Source organism: Bradyrhizobium sp. USDA 4506 (genome assembly GCF_054058795.1).
Window position 1 is genome coordinate 2,840,792 of the sequence record NZ_JBSSBM010000002.1, and the last position, 20,988, is coordinate 2,861,779.

General features: G+C 63.9%; 26 protein-coding genes and 1 pseudogene. 10 read left to right on the forward strand and 17 right to left on the reverse strand.

Annotated elements, in window-relative coordinates:
• Nucleotides 1-97: 97 nt before the first annotated feature.
• Nucleotides 98-301, reverse strand: a complete 204-nt coding sequence (locus ACVIHF_RS15500) for a CsbD family protein (RefSeq protein WP_456780531.1) — start codon at nucleotides 299-301, stop codon at nucleotides 98-100.
• Nucleotides 302-539: 238 nt separating this feature from the next.
• Between ACVIHF_RS15500 and ACVIHF_RS15505 the strand changes: the two genes are divergently transcribed.
• The 5 genes and pseudogenes from ACVIHF_RS15505 to ACVIHF_RS15525 all read left to right on the forward strand — a co-directional run bounded on the left by ACVIHF_RS15505 (nucleotide 540) and on the right by ACVIHF_RS15525 (nucleotide 3,956).
• Nucleotides 540-1,028 carry a YciE/YciF ferroxidase family protein gene (locus ACVIHF_RS15505; RefSeq protein ID WP_028344048.1) on the forward strand — a complete coding sequence of 163 codons (489 nt, stop codon included), beginning with the start codon at nucleotides 540-542 and terminating at the stop codon, nucleotides 1,026-1,028.
• Between the two features lie 87 nt (nucleotides 1,029-1,115).
• Entirely contained in the window at nucleotides 1,116-2,363 is a 1,248-nt protein-coding gene (locus ACVIHF_RS15510; protein WP_456792251.1) for a DUF763 domain-containing protein, read from the forward strand.
• Between the two features lie 33 nt (nucleotides 2,364-2,396).
• On the forward strand, nucleotides 2,397-3,149 hold the full coding sequence (locus tag ACVIHF_RS15515; protein ID WP_456780529.1) for a DUF72 domain-containing protein: 753 nt from the start codon (nucleotides 2,397-2,399) through the stop codon (nucleotides 3,147-3,149).
• Nucleotides 3,150-3,213: 64 nt separating this feature from the next.
• A complete protein-coding gene (locus ACVIHF_RS15520) occupies nucleotides 3,214-3,390 on the forward strand; it encodes a hypothetical protein (protein ID WP_456780528.1) in 177 nt (58 codons plus the stop codon).
• A 133-nt stretch (nucleotides 3,391-3,523) separates the two neighbouring features.
• Nucleotides 3,524-3,956 (forward strand): annotated as a pseudogene (locus tag ACVIHF_RS15525) (CBS domain-containing protein).
• Between the two features lie 192 nt (nucleotides 3,957-4,148).
• Here the strand turns inward: ACVIHF_RS15525 and ACVIHF_RS15530 are convergent.
• The 11 genes from ACVIHF_RS15530 to ACVIHF_RS15580 all read right to left on the reverse strand — a co-directional run bounded on the left by ACVIHF_RS15530 (nucleotide 4,149) and on the right by ACVIHF_RS15580 (nucleotide 13,935).
• Nucleotides 4,149-4,478 carry a four-helix bundle copper-binding protein gene (locus tag ACVIHF_RS15530; protein WP_028331985.1) on the reverse strand — a complete coding sequence of 110 codons (330 nt, stop codon included), beginning with the start codon at nucleotides 4,476-4,478 and terminating at the stop codon, nucleotides 4,149-4,151.
• A gap of 9 nt (nucleotides 4,479-4,487) precedes the next feature.
• Nucleotides 4,488-4,691, reverse strand: coding sequence for a hypothetical protein (locus tag ACVIHF_RS15535; RefSeq protein WP_038381835.1), 204 nt, complete (start codon nucleotides 4,689-4,691; stop codon nucleotides 4,488-4,490).
• 75 nt (nucleotides 4,692-4,766) lie between these two features.
• Nucleotides 4,767-5,849, reverse strand: a complete 1,083-nt coding sequence (locus ACVIHF_RS15540) for a YihY/virulence factor BrkB family protein (protein WP_456780526.1) — start codon at nucleotides 5,847-5,849, stop codon at nucleotides 4,767-4,769.
• 2 nt (nucleotides 5,850-5,851) lie between these two features.
• Nucleotides 5,852-6,364 (reverse strand): hypothetical protein, encoded by a 513-nt coding sequence (locus tag ACVIHF_RS15545; protein WP_456780525.1) that lies wholly within the window; start codon nucleotides 6,362-6,364, stop codon nucleotides 5,852-5,854.
• Nucleotides 6,365-6,459: 95 nt separating this feature from the next.
• Nucleotides 6,460-6,903 carry a hypothetical protein gene (locus ACVIHF_RS15550; RefSeq protein WP_456792252.1) on the reverse strand — a complete coding sequence of 148 codons (444 nt, stop codon included), beginning with the start codon at nucleotides 6,901-6,903 and terminating at the stop codon, nucleotides 6,460-6,462.
• Nucleotides 6,904-6,908: 5 nt separating this feature from the next.
• Nucleotides 6,909-7,130: a hypothetical protein gene (locus tag ACVIHF_RS15555; protein ID WP_050385371.1), complete on the reverse strand. Its 222-nt coding sequence runs from the start codon at nucleotides 7,128-7,130 to the stop codon at nucleotides 6,909-6,911.
• Between the two features lie 33 nt (nucleotides 7,131-7,163).
• Nucleotides 7,164-8,009 (reverse strand): hypothetical protein, encoded by an 846-nt coding sequence (locus tag ACVIHF_RS15560; RefSeq protein WP_456792253.1) that lies wholly within the window; start codon nucleotides 8,007-8,009, stop codon nucleotides 7,164-7,166.
• A gap of 890 nt (nucleotides 8,010-8,899) precedes the next feature.
• Nucleotides 8,900-9,154 carry a hypothetical protein gene (locus ACVIHF_RS15565; protein ID WP_156436345.1) on the reverse strand — a complete coding sequence of 85 codons (255 nt, stop codon included), beginning with the start codon at nucleotides 9,152-9,154 and terminating at the stop codon, nucleotides 8,900-8,902.
• A gap of 359 nt (nucleotides 9,155-9,513) precedes the next feature.
• Nucleotides 9,514-9,714 carry a hypothetical protein gene (locus ACVIHF_RS15570; RefSeq protein ID WP_028331978.1) on the reverse strand — a complete coding sequence of 67 codons (201 nt, stop codon included), beginning with the start codon at nucleotides 9,712-9,714 and terminating at the stop codon, nucleotides 9,514-9,516.
• Nucleotides 9,715-10,017: 303 nt separating this feature from the next.
• Complete coding sequence (locus ACVIHF_RS15575) at nucleotides 10,018-10,764, reverse strand: Crp/Fnr family transcriptional regulator (RefSeq protein ID WP_456780522.1); 747 nt, start codon at nucleotides 10,762-10,764, stop codon at nucleotides 10,018-10,020.
• On the reverse strand, nucleotides 10,765-13,935 hold the full coding sequence (locus ACVIHF_RS15580; RefSeq protein ID WP_456780521.1) for a CheR family methyltransferase: 3,171 nt from the start codon (nucleotides 13,933-13,935) through the stop codon (nucleotides 10,765-10,767).
• A gap of 161 nt (nucleotides 13,936-14,096) precedes the next feature.
• Here ACVIHF_RS15580 and ACVIHF_RS15585 point away from each other — a divergent pair, with 161 nt between their 5' ends.
• Nucleotides 14,097-14,303 (forward strand): hypothetical protein, encoded by a 207-nt coding sequence (locus ACVIHF_RS15585; protein WP_456780520.1) that lies wholly within the window; start codon nucleotides 14,097-14,099, stop codon nucleotides 14,301-14,303.
• On the opposite strand, the gene ACVIHF_RS15590 is transcribed toward ACVIHF_RS15585, so the two are convergent.
• Together ACVIHF_RS15590 and ACVIHF_RS15595 are read right to left on the reverse strand one after the other, a co-directional pair.
• A complete protein-coding gene (locus tag ACVIHF_RS15590; protein ID WP_456780519.1) occupies nucleotides 14,300-14,569 on the reverse strand; it encodes a hypothetical protein in 270 nt (89 codons plus the stop codon). The genes ACVIHF_RS15585 and ACVIHF_RS15590 overlap by 4 nt on opposite strands.
• On the reverse strand, nucleotides 14,569-15,579 hold the full coding sequence (locus ACVIHF_RS15595) for a chemotaxis protein CheB (protein WP_456780518.1): 1,011 nt from the start codon (nucleotides 15,577-15,579) through the stop codon (nucleotides 14,569-14,571). The genes ACVIHF_RS15590 and ACVIHF_RS15595 overlap by 1 nt, the downstream gene beginning before the upstream one ends.
• Here ACVIHF_RS15595 and ACVIHF_RS15600 point away from each other — a divergent pair.
• A complete protein-coding gene (locus tag ACVIHF_RS15600) occupies nucleotides 15,473-16,093 on the forward strand; it encodes a hypothetical protein (protein WP_456781985.1) in 621 nt (206 codons plus the stop codon). The two genes, ACVIHF_RS15595 and ACVIHF_RS15600, sit on opposite strands and share 107 nt — an antisense overlap.
• A gap of 87 nt (nucleotides 16,094-16,180) precedes the next feature.
• On the forward strand, nucleotides 16,181-16,360 hold the full coding sequence (locus ACVIHF_RS15605) for a hypothetical protein (RefSeq protein ID WP_456780517.1): 180 nt from the start codon (nucleotides 16,181-16,183) through the stop codon (nucleotides 16,358-16,360).
• A 330-nt stretch (nucleotides 16,361-16,690) separates the two neighbouring features.
• On the opposite strand, the gene ACVIHF_RS15610 is transcribed toward ACVIHF_RS15605, so the two are convergent.
• The 3 genes from ACVIHF_RS15610 to ACVIHF_RS15620 form a co-directional block, all read right to left on the reverse strand.
• Entirely contained in the window at nucleotides 16,691-16,870 is a 180-nt protein-coding gene (locus ACVIHF_RS15610) for a hypothetical protein (RefSeq protein WP_076828803.1), read from the reverse strand.
• Nucleotides 16,871-17,094: 224 nt separating this feature from the next.
• Nucleotides 17,095-17,292 (reverse strand): hypothetical protein, encoded by a 198-nt coding sequence (locus ACVIHF_RS15615; RefSeq protein WP_076828802.1) that lies wholly within the window; start codon nucleotides 17,290-17,292, stop codon nucleotides 17,095-17,097.
• A 273-nt stretch (nucleotides 17,293-17,565) separates the two neighbouring features.
• The gene (locus ACVIHF_RS15620; protein WP_456792254.1) at nucleotides 17,566-17,913 is read right to left on the reverse strand and encodes a response regulator; all 348 of its coding nucleotides are present in this window, start codon (nucleotides 17,911-17,913) and stop codon (nucleotides 17,566-17,568) included.
• Between the two features lie 107 nt (nucleotides 17,914-18,020).
• Between ACVIHF_RS15620 and ACVIHF_RS15625 the strand changes: the two genes are divergently transcribed.
• Together ACVIHF_RS15625 and ACVIHF_RS15630 are read left to right on the forward strand one after the other, a co-directional pair.
• Nucleotides 18,021-18,161: a hypothetical protein gene (locus tag ACVIHF_RS15625; protein ID WP_456780516.1), complete on the forward strand. Its 141-nt coding sequence runs from the start codon at nucleotides 18,021-18,023 to the stop codon at nucleotides 18,159-18,161.
• Between the two features lie 415 nt (nucleotides 18,162-18,576).
• The gene (locus tag ACVIHF_RS15630; RefSeq protein ID WP_456780515.1) at nucleotides 18,577-20,988 is read left to right on the forward strand and encodes a phosphoketolase family protein; all 2,412 of its coding nucleotides are present in this window, start codon (nucleotides 18,577-18,579) and stop codon (nucleotides 20,986-20,988) included.

Sequence of the window (20,988 nt, forward strand, 5' to 3'; positions counted from 1 at the left end):
CACTCCTGCGCGCGCCGACCGGATGCCGTCACACGCAGGCTCAGCCGCCCAGGCCGCGAAAGGCCCCGCCGAAGCGGGGCCCGGAACGCGGTCCCGTTCACCATTTCTGGCGGCCGTACCAGTCGTTCACTTCCTTGGCGGCTTGATCCTTGGCATAGCCGTAGCGCTGCTGCAGACGGCCCTCGAGCTGGTCCTGCTTGCCGTCGATCACGTCGAGATCGTCATCGGTGAGCTTGCCCCACTGCTCCTTGACCTTGCCCTTGACCTGCTTCCAGTTGCCTCCGACACGATTCCAATCCATTGCGGTTCTCCCTTGAACGATGAGACCGACCAACGGGCCGGCCGTGGCTTCGTTCCGAAGTCACGTTGCGGCAAGACTTCGCAATCCAGACTTCGCAATCCGACCAAGCTCCATCGTGACCCGCTCGAATGTGCGACGGCCGACGAGGCGCTTTGCCACGCATCGATCAAGGATAGGAACTTGCTTTCCGCACTCGTGTTGGCAGTCCGGACTATTCACCCAACTCACGGAGCGACCAATGCCGGACAAGGATCTCAGTGCCCTCTTCCTCGATACCCTCAAGGACATTTATTACGCGGAAAAGCAGATACTGAAGGCGTTGCCGCGGATGGCCAAGGCCGCCGAGTCCGACGATCTGCGTGCGGCGTTCGAGAAGCATCATGACGAGACCGAAGGACAGATCGAGCGGCTCGAGCAGATCTTCGACCTGATGGGCAAGCCGGCGCGTGGCAAGAAGTGCGACGCCATCGAGGGGATCATCGACGAGGGTAAGGAGATCATGGAGGAGTATGCCGACACGCCGGCGCTCGACGCGGGCCTGCTCTCGGCAGCCCAGGCGGTCGAGCATTACGAGATCGCCCGCTACGGCACCTTGAAGGCTTGGGCCAACCGGCTCAGCATGAAGGATGCGGTCAAGCTCATCGACCAGACCCTGGCCGAGGAAAAGAAGACGGATGAAGCGCTCACCAAGCTCGCCGTCAGCGGCATCAACGCCGAAGCCGCCTGACCAGACGCGCGATGAAGCGATGTCCGCTTTGTACACACGCTCGCATTTGCTGGTAGATTGGACGCCGATTCAGCATCCGGGAGCCCGATGGCGCGACGCACCGGCAGCGCCGATCTTCCGCTCCATGGTGGCCGCGTGCCGCCATGGCTGGCGGGGCGCATGGCGACGCTGGGTGGCATCATCACCCAGGCCGTCGTCCACCATTACGGCCGCGATGCGTTTTTGCAGCGACTGTCGCATCCGTTCTGGTTCCAGTCGTTCGGCGCCGTGATGGGCATGGACTGGCACTCGTCCGGCATCACCACCAGCGTCATCGGTGCGCTGAAGCGAGGTCTGGCGCCGCTGCAAGGCGAGCTCGGAATCCACGTCTGCGGCGGCCGCGGCAAGCACTCGCGCCGCACGCCCGATGAACTGTCCGCCCTCGGCGACCGCGTCGGATTCGACGGTGCCGCCCTAACCCGCGCGAGCCGGCTGGTGGCCAAGGTCGACAGCGCCGCGGTGCAGGACGGATTCGAGCTCTACCTGCACGGCTTCTTCGTCACCGACGACGGCAAATGGACCGTCGTCCAGCAAGGCATGAACGGCGACAAGCGGCAGGCCCGCCGCTATCACTGGCACTCCGAAGGCCTGCGCAGCTTCGTCGACGAGCCGCACAGCGCGATCGACGGCCCGACGCAGGGCGAGATCGTCAATCTCACCGATCACCGCGCCGAAGGCTCGCGCCAGGCGCAGCTCGATCTGCTCGCTGCGCTGGGGCCGGACGGCATCACGCGCGAATATGCCGAGCTGACGCAGAGCGCGACCGCGCAACCGGATCTCCTGCACCTGATCATGCCCGCGCATCACGACGTGCGCTCGAGCGACGTGTTCGTCCGCCGCCTGCACGGCACCCTGGCCGCGGCTGCCGATCGCGGGCCACTGGATTTTCCCGAACTGCTGCTGACGCCCGGCGTCGGCGCCCGCACGGTGCAGTCGCTCGCGATGGTCGCCGAGGTCGTTCACGGGACGCCCTACCGCTTCCGCGACCCGGCGCGCTTCTCGCTCGCCCATGGCGGCAAGGACCGTCATCCCTTCCCGGTGCCGATCAAGGTCTATGACGAGACCATCCGCGTGCTGAAGTCGGCCGTGCAGCAGGCAAAGCTCGGCCGCGATGAGGAGCTGCAGGCGCTGAAGCGGCTCGACGATCAGGCCCGCAGGCTGGAACGAACCGCCACCGGCCCCTCCTTCGAGGCGTTTGTCGCGAACGAGCGCGCCCGTTCGCCCGCGCTCGACGGCCGCTCGGTGTTCGGCTGGGAAGCGGACCTTGCAGAGCGCGACGGGATCACCAAGCCTTAAAGCGAAGGCTTGATCCACCGCTTGGACCATCGCATGGCGCGCGTATTGATTGGCACCTCCGGCTGGCACTATTCGTCCTGGCGCGGTCCGTTCTTTCCCAGGGGCTTGCCGCCCAAGCGGCAACTCGACTACTACGCGACGCAGTTTCCGACGACTGAGCTGAACGGCGTCTTCTACCGCACGCCGACCGAACAGGCGGTGACAGGCTGGCGCGATGCGACCGATGCGGATTTCGTCTTCGCCTGGAAGGCGTCGAAATTCGTCACGCACTGGAAGCGCCTCTCCGCGAACTCGGTCAACAGTCTCCAATTGCTGGAAGAGCGTCTGTCGTTGCTGCGCAACAAGGCCGGCCCGGTCCTGTTTCAGCTGCCGCCGAACTTCACGATCGATGCCGATCGGCTGGCCTCGTTCCTGACGCTGTTGAAGCGGCGGCGGCGCTATGCGTTCGAATTCCGCCACCCCAGCTGGTACGCGCCGCATGTCCTGAAGCTGCTGGCGGATCGCAATATCGCGCTCTGCATTTCCGATCATCACGATGCGCCGGCGCCGTGGAAGCGGACCGCGGATTTCGTCTATGTCCGCGGCCATGGCCCGGGCGGCCGATATCGCGGGCACTACAAGCCGGCCGAGCTTTCCGACTGGGCCAAACGCATCCGCGGCTGGAAGCGGCAGGGATGCGACATCTATGTCTATTTCGACAACGACCAGAAGAGCGCAGCGCCGGCGGATGCCAAACGGCTTTGCGCGCTGCTCGGCGCCACCGTTCCTCGGCGGCGTTCGCAATAGGAACGAACGGTTCCAGCCTGCATTGGCTGCCAAAGAGACGAGCCGACGCGATGCCATCCGATCGTTGAAAGCCATTGCGCTGAACTACACGCTGAAGCGGGGCAAGGATCCCTCCCCGACCCACTACAAGGACCTCGAAAAGCCCTACGACAAGACAGTGCAGACCACCGCCATGCTTGCGGCCAACGCGGCACATCTTGCACGCCTGCTGAATTCGGCGACCTATCCCGGCGTAGCCTAGGCACGGAGCGGGACATGCCGCTTCATCCGACCTGGACCAACATCGCCATCCGCCTCGCCTTGATAGGAACGCCGTTCCGGGCGGCATCGTTAGGCCGTTGACGCAACCAGCCAAATCAAATGGAGAGGCTATCATGAAGGTTTGCGACGCGATGACACCTGACGTCCAGCTGTGCACCCCCGACGATACGCTCCGCGATGCCGCAGAAGCGATGGCAGCGCTCGGTGTTGGCCTGCTGCCGGTTACCGATAGCGAGCGCCTGGTCGGCATGATCACGGACCGCGACATCGCGCTTCGCGGCATCGGAATGGGTCGCGGGCCCCGACTCGCGGGTCGGCGACGTCATGACGGCCGAGGTGAAGTATTGTTTCGAGGATCAGGAGCTCGACGACATCGCGCAGAACATGGGTGCGATCCAGGTTCGGCGCCTGCCGGTGCTGAGCCGGGACAAGCGCCTGGTCGGAATCATTGCCCTCGGGGATATCGCCCTGATCCAGGCCAGCGATGGTACGGGCATGGCGCTCAGCCAGATCTCACGCCCGACCACCCAACACGCGCAACTCTAGACTTACACGGCTCCGCTTCGCGGCCCTGGCTCGCAAAGGCTCGGCTCGCGAAGCGGAGCGTCAGGTGCGCCAATGGCCGACTATGTACCTTGGATCGTGATTGCCGCCGGGGTCATCGCCCTGATCGTCACGGCGCTGCTCTGGCGCGCCCATTACGTCAGCTCCGATTGACCGAACGGGGAGCTCGCGCCGTCAGGCCGCCATCTTGCGGCAGGATTCCGCGCAGGCACGGCACATCGCCACGCATTCGTCCATGCCGCCGACGCGCTCGCAGTCCTCGGCGCATTCACCACAGATCTCCGCGCATTCCCGGCAGGTGTGCTTGTGGTGCGGGGTGTTGATCAGCATGAAGTGGGCCGCCGTCCGGCACATTTCCGCACAAGCCATCATCAATCGGAAATGCGCCGGCTCGACATGCTTGCCGCCGGTGACGAGACAATGGTTCATGGCCGTGCCGAGGCAGGTCCTGTAGCAGGACAGACAGGTCTCGACGCATCGGTTCATTTCCTCAGAGAATGCCATGTCGATACCTCACGCCTGCGCCAGCAGCTGGCGCAGGTAGCAGAGCCCGTCAAGGGTCAGCTTCGACTCGCGGACTTCGCCCTGCGCGATCTCGGCTTCGAGGAAGGTCTCGAGTTCGGGAAGCGCGCGGTCGAACCTGTCCGCGATGCCCATCAGCTCGCAGGTTTGCTTGATCCGCTCGATCGGTTTTTCCAGCACGTTGATCTCAACCATTTTGGCATAAGCCCGGGTTCATGCCGTTGGTTCCTATGCTCATTACCGGGTGCGCTGCGGCGGGGTCTGCGCCGGCTAAGACGCCCTGCCGACCGTGTCGGCCATGGTTGCGCCACGCGCTCCGAGCGGCTTGCGGCGGCCCTCGGTCGAATCGAGCATGGTCTGATGCTCGATCTCTGAATTCAGCTCTGCCCCGCACAGCACGATGATGGCGGACATCCACATCCACGTCATCAGACCGATGGCCGCCCCCAGCGAGCCATAGGTCGCGTTGTAATCGCCGAAGTTCGCCAGATACCAGGAGAGCAGCACCGAACCGGCCAGCCACAGCACGGCCGCTGCGACGGCGCCGACGCTGAGCCACTGCCAACGCGGCCTGGTTCGGCTCGGGCCATAGCGGTACAGCACCGCGAGCGCGGTGAGGAGCAGGAGCACCAGGATCGGCCACCGTCCGAACCGGATGACGAGCTCGGCCGTCGTGCCCAGTCCGAGCTGCTGCAGCACAAGCGGGACGACGACCACCGCTCCGACCATCAGCATGATGGAAATCAGCCCGGCGATCGTGAACGAGAGGGACATCAGATTGAGTTTGACGAAGCTGCGCTTTTCCTTCTCGTCATAGACGACGTTGAGCGCATCGAAGATCGCCTTCATGCCGGCATTGGCGCTCCAGATCGCGATCAGCAGGCCGGCGGCAAAGGTCAGGCCGAGCGTCGAGGTCCCCTTCGCGAGCACGCGGGCGATCTGGTCCTGGACGATCGCAAACGAGCCTTCCGGCAGCATCAGCGCCAGGCTCTGCAGGTTCGATGAGATCGTGGACGGATCGGCGAACAGGCCGTAGCTCGAGACCAGCGCGGTGATCGCCGGGAAGATCGCCAGCAAGCCGTAGAACACGACGCCGGCCGCGGTTGCCAGCAGACGGTCCTCGTCGATCTGCTGATAGGTGCGGAGCAGAATGTCCTTCCAGCCGGCAGTCGGAATCTCGAGCGGCGTGTCGGCGAGCCGTCCACGATCTTGCGTTTCCGCTAGCACGGGTTCGACGCCCTGCTCCCGAGCGGACGGCCGCTCCGATCGGGACAGCTGGCGAGAGATCGCCAACGTCGCCAGAGCCGTTGCACCGGCGAGCATCAGGTCGTTCGTCCAATTGCGCGGCGCCATCGCTAGTCCTGGATCGCGTCGCGCTGACGCCGGGCGCGCGATGCAGCAAACCAGCCGACAAGCATGATTGCAGCCCCGGCGGCCAGTGCGCGGGTGGTGGGATCTACGCTCGCCCCTGCTCCCGTCCGAGTGGTGGCGATCAGCCGCGCGGCGACGGGCACTGCGATCGCGCGCTTGAGCATGTCGACCTGTCGGCCCGGGCGCGGCACGGCCGGCGCAGGACGTGCGAGCAGCACGCGGCCCATGAGCAGCCCCAGGATCCCGAGGAGGACAAAGGCGCCGCCGATCGCGGCATATGCGATCCAGATGCCGTAATGCATTTCAAGGGCGTGGAAAGCCGCGCCAACCCCGATCCCGGTCGCGATCAGAAGCGAGACCGCACCCGCCAGCATGAAGCTGCACGCAAATGCGTAGCCGGTCACCAGGCGCGTCATCCATTGTCGCAAGTCCGCAAGGTAGGAGCGGAAGATCAGGCTCAGCGAAGACGACGTGTTGACGCGCATGACGAGGTCCATTGCAAGTCGGCATCCGACAACCCGGCGGGAAGATCGACGTTCCTCCCCGGCAACGCGCAACAGTTTGCGCCATGCGGGACAGCGCGAACCGAGCGCTAACTGACCGGAGGGAGATTTGCGCGTGGCGGCATGGAGCTCGGGAATGGCTTCGCGACCATGAGCGTCCCGCGCTCGTCGGTTTCGAGCGCGATCTTCTGGGCGAGCATCACGTCGCCCGCCGCCAGCGCGCCGACGGGCCGGAAGCACCAGCCCAGCACGATACGATCGCCGCCGTCCATCTCATAGACGTTGGTCGAGGTGCCGTAGCAAATCCGGTATCGCTTGCCGGACTCCGAGCCGATGACGTCGAAGCGCTTATACTTTTCGAACTGCGCCCGCTGCTCGGGTGACAGCCACGCGGACAGCAGCGCAAGTCCGCGCGCCTCAATTCGCTCATAGGCCTGCCAGCGATCCCAGATCGCGGCCAGCGTCGCACCCAGCGTGCTGGCGGCGCGCCGGAGCGCGGACCGCAGGGACATCTCGCGCAGACGGCCGAGCATTGGCGTCAGCCGCCGACCAGCCTCGGATAGAACAGGGTTTCCTCGGCGGTCGGATCAAGCGCGCGGACCAACTTCGCCTCTCCGGTCGCTTGCCGGATTGCGGCGGTGTAGCCATCCGACGTGAGCTGGGTGAAGCGAGCATTCGCCCAGGCCAGCTGCTCACTGTTGTCGGGGTCGAACTGCTGCCTCGTGTCGCCGGAGTGATCCATCACCAAGATCGTTGCCATCATCGTCTCCCTTGAAGGACATTCACAACTGCATCAGACAATCGGCACGGCCGTCGTCGGCCTACCGCCCATCCACTCCGGCGCGGCGCCGTCGCGGTGACGGCCGCCCGCGCCGGCCGCGGCCCACGCGGCGACCGCACCGAACAGCAGCGCCGCTGCAACCGAGAACGCCAAAATCACCGCGCTGCGCCGCGACCGCTGGATGGCGGTCCTGGCATCGCCCATCACGCTGTCGACGCGCTTCTCCGCCTCCGCAGCAGGCAGACCGGTCGCGGCCGCCACCTGCTGGATCAGATAGCTGCGATCGTCGGAGCTGACGCCACTGCGGCTGGAGCTCGTCAGCAGGATGCGACCGGCCTCTGCCCGCTCGTAGCCGATATCGAGATTGGCCGGACGCCGCACTGACCGGTACAGGCGGTCGAGCTCGGCGCTCAGCAGCGGCTCCGCGGCCGTCGCAGATGGCCGGTTCTGAACCACCGGACGCGCGGTTGACAGGCCAACCAGCGCGACGATCGTAGCACCGAGGATGATGGCGAGCGCCCAGGCGGTCAGGCCGTGAAGCCCGTCGCGGCTGTCGATCTCGTCGGATGGCGTCGCGCCGATCACGCGCTGAGCCCGGCCGGCGATGTAGCCGCCGACGCCGAAGCTCACCAGCGCCTGCAGGATCAGATACAATCCCGACAGCAACGCGAGCGCGGCTGATGCGTCGCGCCATGACGGCGAGCTTGAACTCACACCCAACCCGACCGCCGCGCCGAAGCCGATCAAAATCACCGACAGCGCCGCCGCGGCCAGCGCGCCGGCGATGACCGGGCTCCATTGCAGCCGAAGCCCGGTCCTGTTGGCGGCGGACACGGCAAGCCCTCGCTCGCTATCCATGACGCGCCTACCGCAGCCCGAAGAACGACAATATCGCCAAAATGACCACGATCAGTCCGACCAGATAAATCAACTGGTTCATGAAAACCTCCTCCGTCCTTCTCGTCCTGACAATCTGGTGGAGGAGCCAAGGTTCCTACGCCGACGAACGGGCGCGATGCGGCAAGCCAATCGGGATAGGGGGGAGCCTCGCAGCCCCTCCCCTCCCACACCACCGTACATACGGGTCCGTATACGGCGGTTCGCTGGATTAAGCGGCAAGAGTTGTTCTGTTGCCGCCGTAGTTTGGGTGTCAGCAATCGTCGCGCCAGCTTCGACTCCTCTGATCAGCGTCAGTCAGGGTTTCACCCCTTCCCGCCGTTCCGAGGCCAGTTGCCCGGAATTCAGTCGCATGGCCGATGCGATATCGCTGCATCTACTCGTCACTTCCAGCGTTCAGGCCTTCGGCGAAACTCGTTCCGCCTACTATGCCCTCTGCTGACTTCTGCACTGCGGTCAGATCGCCTTACGACGACCTCAGTCTCGTTGCCGAGACGCAGCGCAGATCTCCCGAGGTAAGATCGACCGCCTTCGCCGCACGCCCGCCGGATTTACCACCCCGGCCCTTGATGACCGTGGACTTCGCGATCACGTGCTCGCTCGTCCGGCCGGGTAGGCCTCGTTATCCGGTTTTTGTCCATCGGGCCGCGGCTTTGCTCCACGCTTCCTTCAGACCCCACCTCGCGATGACGCCCTTGCGCTTCGCTAATCCTTCACCGTCATCAGGCTGGATAGAGGACTTCCATCTCCAAACTGCCGGTCATGCTCGGCACACACAAAAAAGGGCCCCGCCGAAGCGAGGCCCTCATTGGTCGTCGCGATCTGCTCATCACGACGTGCGACCAGCACCGTTAGTCGTCGTCCCAGTCATGACCACGGATCACGAAGCCGCGGTCGCGGTAGTAGTCGCGATGATGGTTGTACCAGCCGTGGTGCCAGCCCCGGTCATGCCGGTATACGTCGACGCGCGGGCCACCATAATATCGATCGCCGTAGTAGCCGTGGTCGCGGCCGACATAGATGCCCACACCCTGCGCGCTCGCAACGGTCGGTGCCGCTATCGAGAGTGCCGCAGCCGCGGCAAGAGCGTAAGTAAGCTTCGTCATGGCATCCTCCTTTCTAGTACGCCGTGATAACGACCGGCGTCCGCGCATGTTGCAGGAACAGGATCGGAACTTTCCTGAACGTTCCTTCACCATCATGGCGGCTGGACGTGACCGGAGGACGAGATCGAGGAGCCCTCGACGAGCTCTGCTCGATCGCTGTGGCTCCACTCTCTGTTCGACACAAGTGACCCCAGCTCAGGGGTGGAGAGCTGGGGTCGTAGCGGGGTTCTCCTGGTTAGCGCTGACGGCCGGTCGGCGCGTCAGCTCGCGAGAGCATGCGCGTCGCAATCAGTTCCGGCACTAACGTCTGCAAATGTGCGACGCACAATCGTGCCGTTGCGATTGCCCGATCAGACCGCCTAGCGCCACATGCTCGGGGCGGTGCGCAACGCGGCCTGGCCTGCGATGCGCAGCTCATCGATTGACGAGCGTCCCTCGCGAATGGCCTGCAGCAATCCAGAGGCGACGTTGGTCCGCTTTGTCGTATCCGAACGCGGCACGCCTCCGCAGACCTCGTCGAGCACCGCGCGAAGCACTGCGGCCGTCTCTCCATCGAGCATGATTGCCTCCCTGCCCTCGTGGATCGAACTGCATCGTAGCGCGACACCGCGCGAGAGGAGTTCAAGTATGTTAACAGCCGTATCCAAATCTTGCGCGGCCGACCGTCGCGCTGTCTTCGTCGCGACAAATCACTGTCATGTTCAGATCGTCAGTGCGCTCTGCAAAATGACGCGCCTCCGCGTCAGTCCCGCTGCGACATTTCAAGGATCGCATCAGCGAACGCCTGCGGCGCCTCGCGCGCCCGCCGCACCGGCATCCGTCGCGATTTCAGGGGGAGCAGCATAGAGCCGCCTTGCCGCGTCTCAGCCGCGCCGCTTGGTGTGCAGATAGTCGGCCGAAAACAGCGCCGTGTCCTTGAGCAGCTTCAGGTCGTTGATCGTCAGCATGCGGTCGCGCAGCACGATCAGGCCGGAGCCGCGCAGCTCCTGCAGCGTCCTGTTGACGTGGACCACCGACAGGCCGGTGGCATCTGCGAGATCCATCTGCGTGACCGGGAACAGGCAGGAATCGCCGTCGATCATTCCAACCGGCAGCAGGCGCTCATAGAGTTCGCACAACAGATGCGCGACCCGCTCCAGCGCCACGCGCCGCCCGATATTGACCGTCCATTCCCGCTGGATCGCGCTGTTCACCATGGTTTCGCACCACAGCGCTTCCTCCAGCGAACGGTCGCCCGCCAGCAACTGCTCGAACGCCGGGCGCTTGATGTCGGCGTAGGTGACCGGGGTCAATGCGCCGATCGAATGATCCATCACCGACAGCAGATAAACGCAGGCATCGCAGCTGTCGCCCGGCAGGATGAAATTGACGATCTGGCGGCGGCCGTCCGGCAGCGTCTTGTAGCGGCAGAGCCAGCCCGACAGGATGATCCTGACGCTCTCGACCGGATCGCCCTCGGTCGCGAGGTCCTCGCCCGGGCGGGCGCGGTGCAGCCCGTCCTGGATCGCCTGCTGCAGCAACGCGATCCCGCGTTCGGACAATTGCCGCAGGGCATTGAGCCGCCGGATCACCGGCTGCGCCAGATTTCCCTCGAGGATCGGGGGATGCATCTAGCTCCCCATGCTCGGCGTATGGATGGCTTGCGGGTTCATCGGTATGGCGATCGTGCAGTGCAGTCCCGACGGATTGAACTCGAGCGTGCTCTTGCCCTTGAACTCGAACGCCAGCGTCCGCTCCAGGAGATCGGATCCAAATCCCCTGCGGCGCGGCGGCGCCACCGCGGGCCCGTTGCGCTCGCGCCAGTCGAACAGCAGTTGCCGCGGATCGGCCGCATCATCGATGCGCCATGAGACGTCGATGCGCCCGGCCGTATCGCTCAGCGCGCCATACTTCAAGGCATTGGTTGCGAGCTCGTGGAGTGCCAGCGCGAAGGTCTCCGCGGCCTTGGGCTGGAGCCGGATCCTGGGACCTGCGACCTTCAGTTGCTCGCCTTCCTTCGCGTTGTACGCAAGCAATTCCTCGACCACGAGATATTCGAGGTCGACGCCGCCTTCCGGATCGCGGGTCACCAGCGACTGGGTCCGCGCGAAGGCGTTGAGCCGGCCGTCGAGATGCGATGCGTAGTCCTCGACGTTCGCGCTGGTCTCGGCCGAGCGGCGCGCGATCGAGCGGACCACGCCGAGCGTGTTGCGCACGCGATGCTGCAGCTCGGCAAGCAGCAGCCGCTGCCGCTCCTCGGCCCGCGTGATCGCGGTGACGTCGATGAAGGTGATCACGACGCCGGCGATGAAATTGTCGATGCTGCGGTACGGCAGGATGCGCACGATATAGCGCGTGCCGCTGTCGGGCGCGGTCAGCTCGCGCTCGGCGCTGGCCAGCGTCCGCAGCACGCGCCGCACATCGTCGTAGAGCTCCTCGATCGGGATACGCGCCTTGATATGCGCGATCGGGCGGCCGACATCGGTCTCGACCAGATGCAGCAAATGCGTGATCGCCGGCGTGAAGTTCATCACCTTCAGATCGTTGTCCAGGAACACGGTCGCGATCTGCGTGCTCTCGAGGAAGTTCTTCAGGTCGCTGGTAGCGCGGGTCAGTTCCTGCACCCGATGCGCCAGCTCGCCGTTGACGGTGGTCAGCTCCTCATTGACCGACTGCAATTCCTCCCGCGAGGTCTCCAGTTCCTCGTTGGCGGATTGCAGCTCCTCATTGAGCGATTGATATTCCTCGTTGGAGGATTTCAGTTCCTCATTGGTGCTTTCGAGCTCCTCGATGGTGGCCTGCAGCCGCTCGCGGGTGGCGCGCAGCTCGCTTTCCAGCCGCTCGACATGCTCGGTCCTGACCAGAACGTTGGGATTGGTTTCGGCGCGATCCACAGGGCGGATCGGCCCATCCTTGAACAGCACGACAAAATTGCGGTGACCCGCAGGGCCGTCGAGAATTGGTTCGGCCGTGATGTCGACCAGCACGCGATGCCCGTTGACGCCGAGCTGCACCTGCTCGGCATGCGCGGCCTCGTTGGTTTCCGCGGCACGGCTGAGCGCCGTGCGCAGCTCAAGCCTGAGGTCGCGGTGCACGAGTTGCAGCAGGTCGAGGGTCGCCGTGCCTGCGGTCGGCTCGATATAGCGGCCGGTGCGGCCGGAGAAATGCAGGATGTGAAAGTGGTCGTCGGTGATCACATAGGCCGGCGCATAGCGCTCGGCGATGCGCTGGGCGCGGCGCTCGAGGCCGACATCGGGGCCGATGGAGCGGACCGGCGGTATGTCGATCGCGGCTCGCCCGGCCGCCGTCGTGATCGGGAATTCCGGCGGCAGCCGCGTCCCGGTCTCGAGCTTCTTGAAGATGCGTGCGCGCCGGTCGACCGGCGCGAACAGCTTCGGATGCCGGGTGACGTTCTCGGAATTGCCGAGAAACAGGAACCGGTCCGGCAGCAGCGCAAAATGGAACAGCGGGATGACGCGATTCTGCAGCTCGGCATTGAGATAGATCAGCAGGTTGCGGCACGAGATCAAATCGAGCTTGGAGAACGGCGCGTCCTTGATGACGTTGTGCTGCGAGAAGATGCACATCTCGCGCAGCTCCTTGACGACGCAGTAGGTGTCGCCTTCGCGTACGAACCAGCGCGCCAGCCGTTCCGGCGTCATATCGTTCTCGATGCTGGTGCGATAGCGCCCGACGCGCGCGGCGGCGAGCGCGCGCCCGTCGATGTCAGTCGCGAAGATCTGCACCTGCGGCACCGAGTCGAGACCGGCCATATGCTCGCGCAGCAGGATGCCGATCGAATAGGCCTCTTCGCCGGTCGCGCAGCCAAGCACCCAGACACGCACCTGCTGGCCGACGCCCTTCCCTTCGAATATCTTCGGGATGATCTGGGTTTCCAGGACATCGAACTCCTTCTTGTCGCGGAAGAATTCCGTGACGCCGATCAGGAGGTCGTTGAACAGATGTTGCGCCTCGTCCTTGTCGTTTCTCAGGAAATCGACATAGGCGGAGATATCGTCGATCTGCACCACCTGCATGCGGCGCTGGACGCGGCGCAGGAAGGTGTTCTGCTTGTAGCCGTGGAAATCGTTTCCGGTCTTGTTGCGGAGGATATCCGCGATGCGCGCAAGCGATGTTGCCGCCGCAGCCAGCACCTCGTCGAACCCCTGTTTCTCCTCGAGCCGGCGCAGGTGGCGGGCATAGACGTCGATATGCTCGGGAATGGCCTCGGGCGGCAGGACGAAATCCGCGATCGCCACGGCCGAATTGCCTTCCGCGTGCGGATCGGGTTCGCCCTCCCCGATGCGCTCGGCGATCGCCAGGCCGCCATGATCTTTCAGGGTCGCGACCCCGAGCGTGCCATCGCCGCCGGTGCCGGCCAGCACCACGCCGATCGATTCCTCGGCGCGCTCCTCCGCCAGCGACACCAGGAAGCTGTCAATGGTTGCCCGCTCGGCGCGCGCCTGCTCGGCGCGCCGCACGGCGAAACGGTCGCCATGAACGGTGGTGATCATGTCAGACGGACACAGATGGATCACGCCGCCCTCGACGAGCTGTCCGTCGCTGATTTCGGACAGCCGGGCGCCTTCCGATCGCTGCAAGGCTTCGCGCAACCGGGTGTCCTCGATGGCATCCCGGTACTGCAACACAAGCACGACGGCCTGGTCCGGATTGAGCCGCAGCTTCGAGAAGAACCGCTCGATGCTGTCGAGGGTGCCGGCGGACGCGCCCACACCTATGATCAGCGGCCCCTTGGACTGGCGCTCTTCGTCTCCGCTCTGGGGTTGGCCAACATCATCCATGATTGCAGCGGCTCTCATTCTCCTGCTGGCATCTCGCCCGCGTCTTTTGATAGCAGAGTTTAGTCCTATCCCAACGGGATAGGTAGGAATTCTCCAACCTCGCCGGAACCTCGCCTTCGGGATCGATTGCCGCCCAGAGCCGGAAGGGTCATAGTTAGGTGATGGCAGCCGACCCGACGATAGATGGATCCGGAGAGCTCGCGGCCCTGATCAAGCGCGCGGAACGGGCGACCGCGGAAGCCTATCGCCTCATCGACGAGAACGACCTCTGGCGCCAGCGCGTCCTGCAGCAGTTTGACCACATGTTCGAACTTGGAGCGGAGTTCAGGGCACTGAGGCGCGTCCCCGATCCTCCTCCCAATCGCTAGTGCGATGTCACCCGCTCCTCGAGATATGCGACCCGCTGCACGATCAGGCTTCGATGCCGCTCCCACTCGATCAGGGTCTGCTTGAGCAAGCCGACCAGCCGCTCGGCTTGCACAGTGTCGTGACCGGCCCGTTGCAGCCAATCCAGCAGATCCTGTTGGCTGCGCAGCCGCCTCCAGCCCTCCTCGATATCGACGTCCGCCTTGACCAGCAGCGCACGTTCGGACCGCAGCTGTTCGGCCCAGTTCGCATGCTCAGCGCTGGCCATCACGGTTCCTTCCGCGCCGGTCGCTTCGGATCGAGCGATTGTAGCATGACTCGCCGGATCATATCGGCGTATTCGCGATATTCAGCGGCGCGCGCGTCATACATTTGCGCGACCGCCGGGCGACCGCTCTGGCGGCCGTCCTCGGCCATCCGGTGCACCAGTTCGGCGCGCTCCTCGATGATGCGGAGTGCGACCCGAAGCGCCTCGTCGACCCGGCCCTCCTGCTCCTTGGCAAGCGCGTCGGCCGTATAGGCGTGACCGACCTGACAGCGAAATCGCAGCGGGTGCCCGACCTTGAGCTCGGAAAGGACGCCACCGCATCCCGGACAGGTCAGCGGTGCGGGATCCGCAATATCGATCAGCGTGTCGCTGCCGATGCGCTCGCCCGCCGCGATCTTCACCTCCAGCACGATCTCGGGCGGAATCGGCAGGATCGCGCCGGGCCGCTCCCGAGCCAGATCGGACAGCACATCGCCAAGCCGTGCACCCGGGATACAGAGGTCAACCGTGGTCGCTTCCAATGCCCTGAGCGGCATTTCATCGGACATCGCGTCCCGGGGCTCCTGAACCAGCGCGATCCCACCGCAGCGCTTGATCGCGTTCAGGCCGGCCGCGCCGTCGGACAATAGGCCGCTGAGCACAACGCCAATCACCCGCGGTCCATAGTGCAGTGCGGCCGAGCGAAACAGCGCGTCGATCGCCGGCCGGACCAGATTTTCGCGTGGCCCGCGGCCGAGCATCAGGTGGCCGTTCTGGATCAGCAGATGGTGGTCCGGCGCCGCCAGATAGACGTGACCATTTTCGATGACCATGCCGCTTTCCGCCTGCCGGACCGGCAGCTTGCCGGCTGCGCTCGCGACCGTGGAGAGAATGCCGATGCCGTGAGACGGTATGTGCAATACGATGAAGACCGCGGCCGGCAGATCCACCGGCAGCCGCCCTAGAATCTGCTTCAAAGGTGCAGTCGCTCCAGCCGAACCGCCGATGACGATGATGTCCCGATTGGACATGGAACCTGCCTTTTCCAATATTATTTACAACAAGGCGAGCATTCGGCTTATGTTCCAATTTTGCGACGACATCACACCGGGTACGGCCGGAATCGACATGTCTGAATTTGCACCTTTGCGCGAACGCCCTCTCCTGACCGGACGGCGCGTCCTGATTGTCGAAGACGAATATTTCCTTGCCGACGACATGCGCAGCGCGCTGCGCGCGCTCGGTGCCGATATCGCCGGGCCGGCCGGTGACATCGACGCTGCGCTTCGTATCCTTCACGACGGCGGCGTGATCGATGGTGCGGTGCTCGATGTAAACATCCGCAAGCAGATGATCTATCCGGTCGCGCGCGAGCTGCAGGCGCGCGGCGTGCCGATGGTGTTCACCTCGGGATACGACAAGATCGTGCTGAGCAGCGAGTTCGCGGACGTTCCGTTGTGGGAGAAGCCGTTCGATCATCGCGCCATGGCGCACGGGCTCGCCGGCATGATCCTGCGCGGCAATGATGCCGCCGGACACGAATAATCCGCTGGAGCATTTGCAAATGTTAGTGCGGAGGTTTGCAGAGGGCCTCACGATACTCCGGTCACGATATCGGACCGGGGGTGCGTAATGACCGAGATCGAAAGACGTATCGAGCTGCTGGAGCAGAGGGCCGCAGAACGCGCGCTGGTCGCCGACCTCTCAACCGTCACGGAAACCCGCATCCGTAACGCCCAATTGGCGGACGAGTTGCGCCTCGTCGTCGCGCAGCTCAGGACCTTGAGGCCGGGTGACGCTCATATTGTCTGATTGTCTCGGCTAACGATCTCCGGTGAACCGGCGGCGTGATGCATCCTCCCATCGTTTTCAGGAAGGACAACGACACTGTACGATTCAACGGATCGGATCGCGGAATGCCGGCAACTGGCCGACGAGGCCGACCGTCTGGCCGCGACGTCCGGCGTCGAAAGGACGCGCAAGGATTACGAGTTGCTGGCCAGGTCCTGGCGACGATTGGCGCTGAGCTACGAATTCTTCGCGCATCTCGAACGCTTCATCAAGGCCCGCTAGTCGATGCCCGCAAGTCGACCCACCGGCCGGTCGGGATATTGCAAGTGCCCGCCCCCACCAGCGAAAGCCTTACGTACTGTTGTCGCGGTGGGCCTTGATCTCCATGCGCGTGCTCGCGGAATTACGCACCGATTGCCGCAACTCGGCGAGCTGATCGTCTCGCTGATCCGCGAGCGATCGCTTCTGTGCGCGCAAAGTGAGACTTTCTTCGATGGCAAGCTGAGCGCGGGCGAACAGGGGATCAATCATCGACGAAACATGTCACCCGATCGCTGCCGCCGCCCTGTCATGTGATAAGTCCGAAGCGGCTTTGCTCCGAGGCAGTGCGACAAACGTATCTCATGAGACATCGAAGATCGTTCGAACGCGGTCGTCGCCGGCGTCGATGCGCCGCTTCATGTCCTGCTCCCCGGCGGGGCTGATACAGTAATCACCCCATCCAGCATGGTTCCGCCTCCGCAAGGTGCGAAAGCTCAACACAGGTCAGGATTCAGGATTCCATATTGGCTTTCCGCCTGCGGGAAGGGTTCCTGCGTCTTGCGGCCCAGAAACGTGCTGGCGCGGCTTTCGGCGAGGAGCTTGCGCGCGTGCTCGACGACCCGGATCATCCGCTCGGTATCGTTGAGATCACGGTAATTGGAAAGACGATAGATTTGCCGCTCGATGGGCATGGCGTGTCCCTGTTATGCAGGCGGGAGCACAATCGGTCTCTCAGCCACCGACGCCTACGGGCAGAGCCCTGGCCGGTGATGAGGAGACAACAAACCTCGACCAGGAAAGTTGCCAACAAAGTGCTCTGCCGGAAGCCCGAGGCGCCGGAGATGGCCATTCGGCCAAGCGACAGGCGCCGACGGGCAACTCAGCAAAACAGTTCCTACGGCGTCCTGCCGGATCGGACGCGGCCAGCCCGCGGCGCGTGCACCGATCTGCGTTGAGCTCGCCGGCTATTCGGCGACGCTCATCTGCTTGCACAAGATCCCGAGAGCCTCCGCACACCCGCGCGGCTTGGTTACCACGGGGAGGTGCGCATACTTCTCGGGCAGCGTGCTGGGGTCGTAGCCGGTATACAGGGTGACCGGTGTTCCCATCGCAAGCAGGGTATCGATCAACTTGTAGGACGAGGTTCCATTGACGTTGATGTCGATCAGCGCGCCGGACGCTCCGGACGCGTGCGGGCGGGCTTCGTCGATCGAAGCGAACGGGCCGAAGACGTGATAGCCGGCCTGTCGTGCCAGCGTGGCACAGTCATCGGCAATGAAATACTCGTCCTCCACGATCAAGATCGTACGCATAGCAGTACCTCTGCCAGTTGATCTTCGCGGATGATCGAGGCGTTAACGTTCTCCCGCCGGTTGGGTTTCCCAGGCGCGTCGTTCCGCGCACCGTTAGGACAGCGGTCATGGCCCATTTCAAAGAGCGGGAATTCAAGGCGGAGGGTGGTCCCGATTTTGCAGGCGCGCGCCGTCAGCTACCGGCCACCAGCAACCCGACGTACAGCCAGAGTACAATTGTCACAGTGATCGTTGCGGCGAAAAAGTAGCGGTCGATGAGATTCATCAACTGCACCTTCGGCTGACTATGGCGGATATCGAATCGCGGTCGAAACATCAGTCGCTGCCGCTTGTCATCTCTCTGCCTAGTTCCGGCATTTACATATGAGAGACCGGTGATCCCGCCCGGAGATGGCTCGTTTGCCGATGCCGAAGAACAAACCAGTCGCCGTCACCGCTAGGCTGCAGCGGGTGCTCCGCTCCAAGGCGGCAAACGAAGGAACGAGGGTCGGCGCCTGCGGTTGGAGCCAGCGAACGCAATGCATCAGCCAAGAACCGCAGCCAAGAACCGCCGCCGCTATCGCTGCCCGACGTCCCGCCCGGCCCCGCCATCAGTCGAGCACGATCATCACCGGCCGGATCAACCTGTAGCTGTTGTGATAGTTTTGGGGAGGAGTTGGCTCCATGAAAGCAACCATCGAACAAAGAACGATCGCCAGCAATCTCGATCTGCTCGACCGCTACTGGCGCGCCGCCAATTACCTTTCGGTCGGGCAAATCTATCTTCTCGACAATCCGCTGCTCGGCGAGCCGCTGCGCAAGGAACACATCAAGCCCCGCCTGCTCGGCCATTGGGGCACCACGCCGGGCCTGAATTTCGTCTATGCCCATCTCAATCGGGTCATTCGCGCGCTCGATCTCAGCGTCATCTACATTTGCGGTCCGGGACACGGCGGTCCGGGCATGGTGGCGAACACATATCTCGAAGGCACCTATAGCGAGATCTATCCCGATGTCGGCCGAGACATGGACGGTCTGCGCAAACTGTTCCGGCAGTTTTCCTTCCCCGGCGGTATCCCAAGCCACGCAGCACCGGAAACGCCCGGCTCCATCCATGAGGGTGGCGAACTCGGCTATTCGCTGGTCCACGCCTATGGCGCGGCATTCGACAATCCCGATCTGATCGTGGCCTGCGTCGTCGGCGACGGCGAGGCGGAAACCGGTCCGCTCGCTGCATCGTGGCACTCGAACAAGTTCCTGAATCCCGCGCGTGACGGCGCGGTGCTGCCGATCCTGCATCTCAACGGCTACAAGATCGCCAATCCGACGGTGCTCGGGCGGATGGGCGACGAAGAAATCCGCAACCTGTTTCGCGGCTACGGACATGAGCCGCTTTTCGTCGAGGGCGACGATCCGATGCCGATGCATCGCGCCATGGCCGCTGCCCTGGATGAGGCGCTTGCAGTCATTCACAAGATCCAGACCGAGGCGCGCGGCGGCAAACGATCGGAGCGGCCGCGCTGGCCGATGATCGTGCTGCGCAGTCCAAAGGGCTGGACGGGTCCGAAGGAGGTCGACGGGCTCAAAGTCGAGGGCTTTTGGCGCGCGCACCAGGTGCCGATCGCGCAAGTCCGCGACAACCCCGCGCATCTCAGGCTGCTTGAAGACTGGATGCGCAGCTATCATCCAGAGCAACTGTTCGACAAGGATGGTGCGCTGATCCCGGAGCTCCAGGCCCTCGCCCCGACCGCGAACCGCCGGATGGGCGCCAATCCGCACGCCAATGGCGGCCTTCTGAAACGCGAGCTCCGGCTGCCGGATTACCGCGCATTTGCCGTCGACGTGAAGCATCCGGGTCAGACGGTCGCCGCAGCGACCCACGAGCTCGGAAAATACCTGCGCGATGTCCTCAAGCTGAATGCCGATACCGGCAATTTCCGCATCATGGGGCCTGACGAAACCGCCTCGAACCGGCTGGATGCCGTATTCGAAGCCACAGACCGGGTCTGGATGGAGCCGACCGAGCCGTATGATGTCCATCTCGCTCGAGACGGCCGTGTCATGGAAGTCCTCAGCGAGCATCTCTGCCAGGGCTGGCTGGAGGGCTATCTATTGACCGGACGCCATGGCTTCTTCTCCTGCTATGAAGCGTTCATCCACATCGTGGATTCAATGTTCAACCAGCACGCCAAATGGCTGAAGGTCTCGCGCCAATTGGCGTGGCGGCGTCCGATCGCCTCGCTCAATTACCTGCTGACGTCGCATGTCTGGCGCCAGGATCACAACGGTTTCAGCCACCAGGATCCCGGCTTTGTCGATCTGGTCACCAACAAGAAAGCCGACATCGTCCGTGTCTATTTCCCGCCCGACGCCAACACGCTGCTATGGGTCGCCGATCACTGCCTGCGGACCTACGATCGGATCAATGTCATCGTCGCCGGCAAACAACCGTCCGCGCAATGGCTTTCGATGCAGGACGCCGCCACCCATTGCGACGCCGGCACTGGCATCTGGACGTGGGCCGGAACCGGAGATGCCACAAGCGAGCCCGATGTCGTGATGGCTTGCGCGGGTGACGTTCCAACGCTGGAGACGCTCGCCGCCGTTGATCTGCTGCACAAGGCCCTGCCCGACCTCAAGATCCGCGTGGTCAACGTCGTCGACCTGATGACGCTGCAGCCGATGCAACAGCACCCTCATGGCCTCAGCGATCGCGACTTCGACAGCCTGTTCACGCGCGATCGCCCCGTCATCTTTGCCTACCACGGCTACCCATATCTCATCCACCGGCTCACCTATGGCCGGGCCAATCACGACAACATGCACGTGCGCGGCTTTGTAGAGGAAGGCACGACGACCACACCTTTCGACATGGTCGTTCTCAATGGGCTCGACCGCTATCATCTCGCGATCGAGGTGATCGAGCGCGTGCCGGGGCTCGCCACCAAGGCCGCACAGATCAAGCAAGGATACCGGGATGCCCTGATCGCGCATGCGCGATATGTGCGCGAGCATGGCGAGGACATGCCGGAGGTTCGAGACTGGGTCTGGCCGAACGGCACCGGCGGCGCCACCCCTGCCAAATCCGGCGGTTGA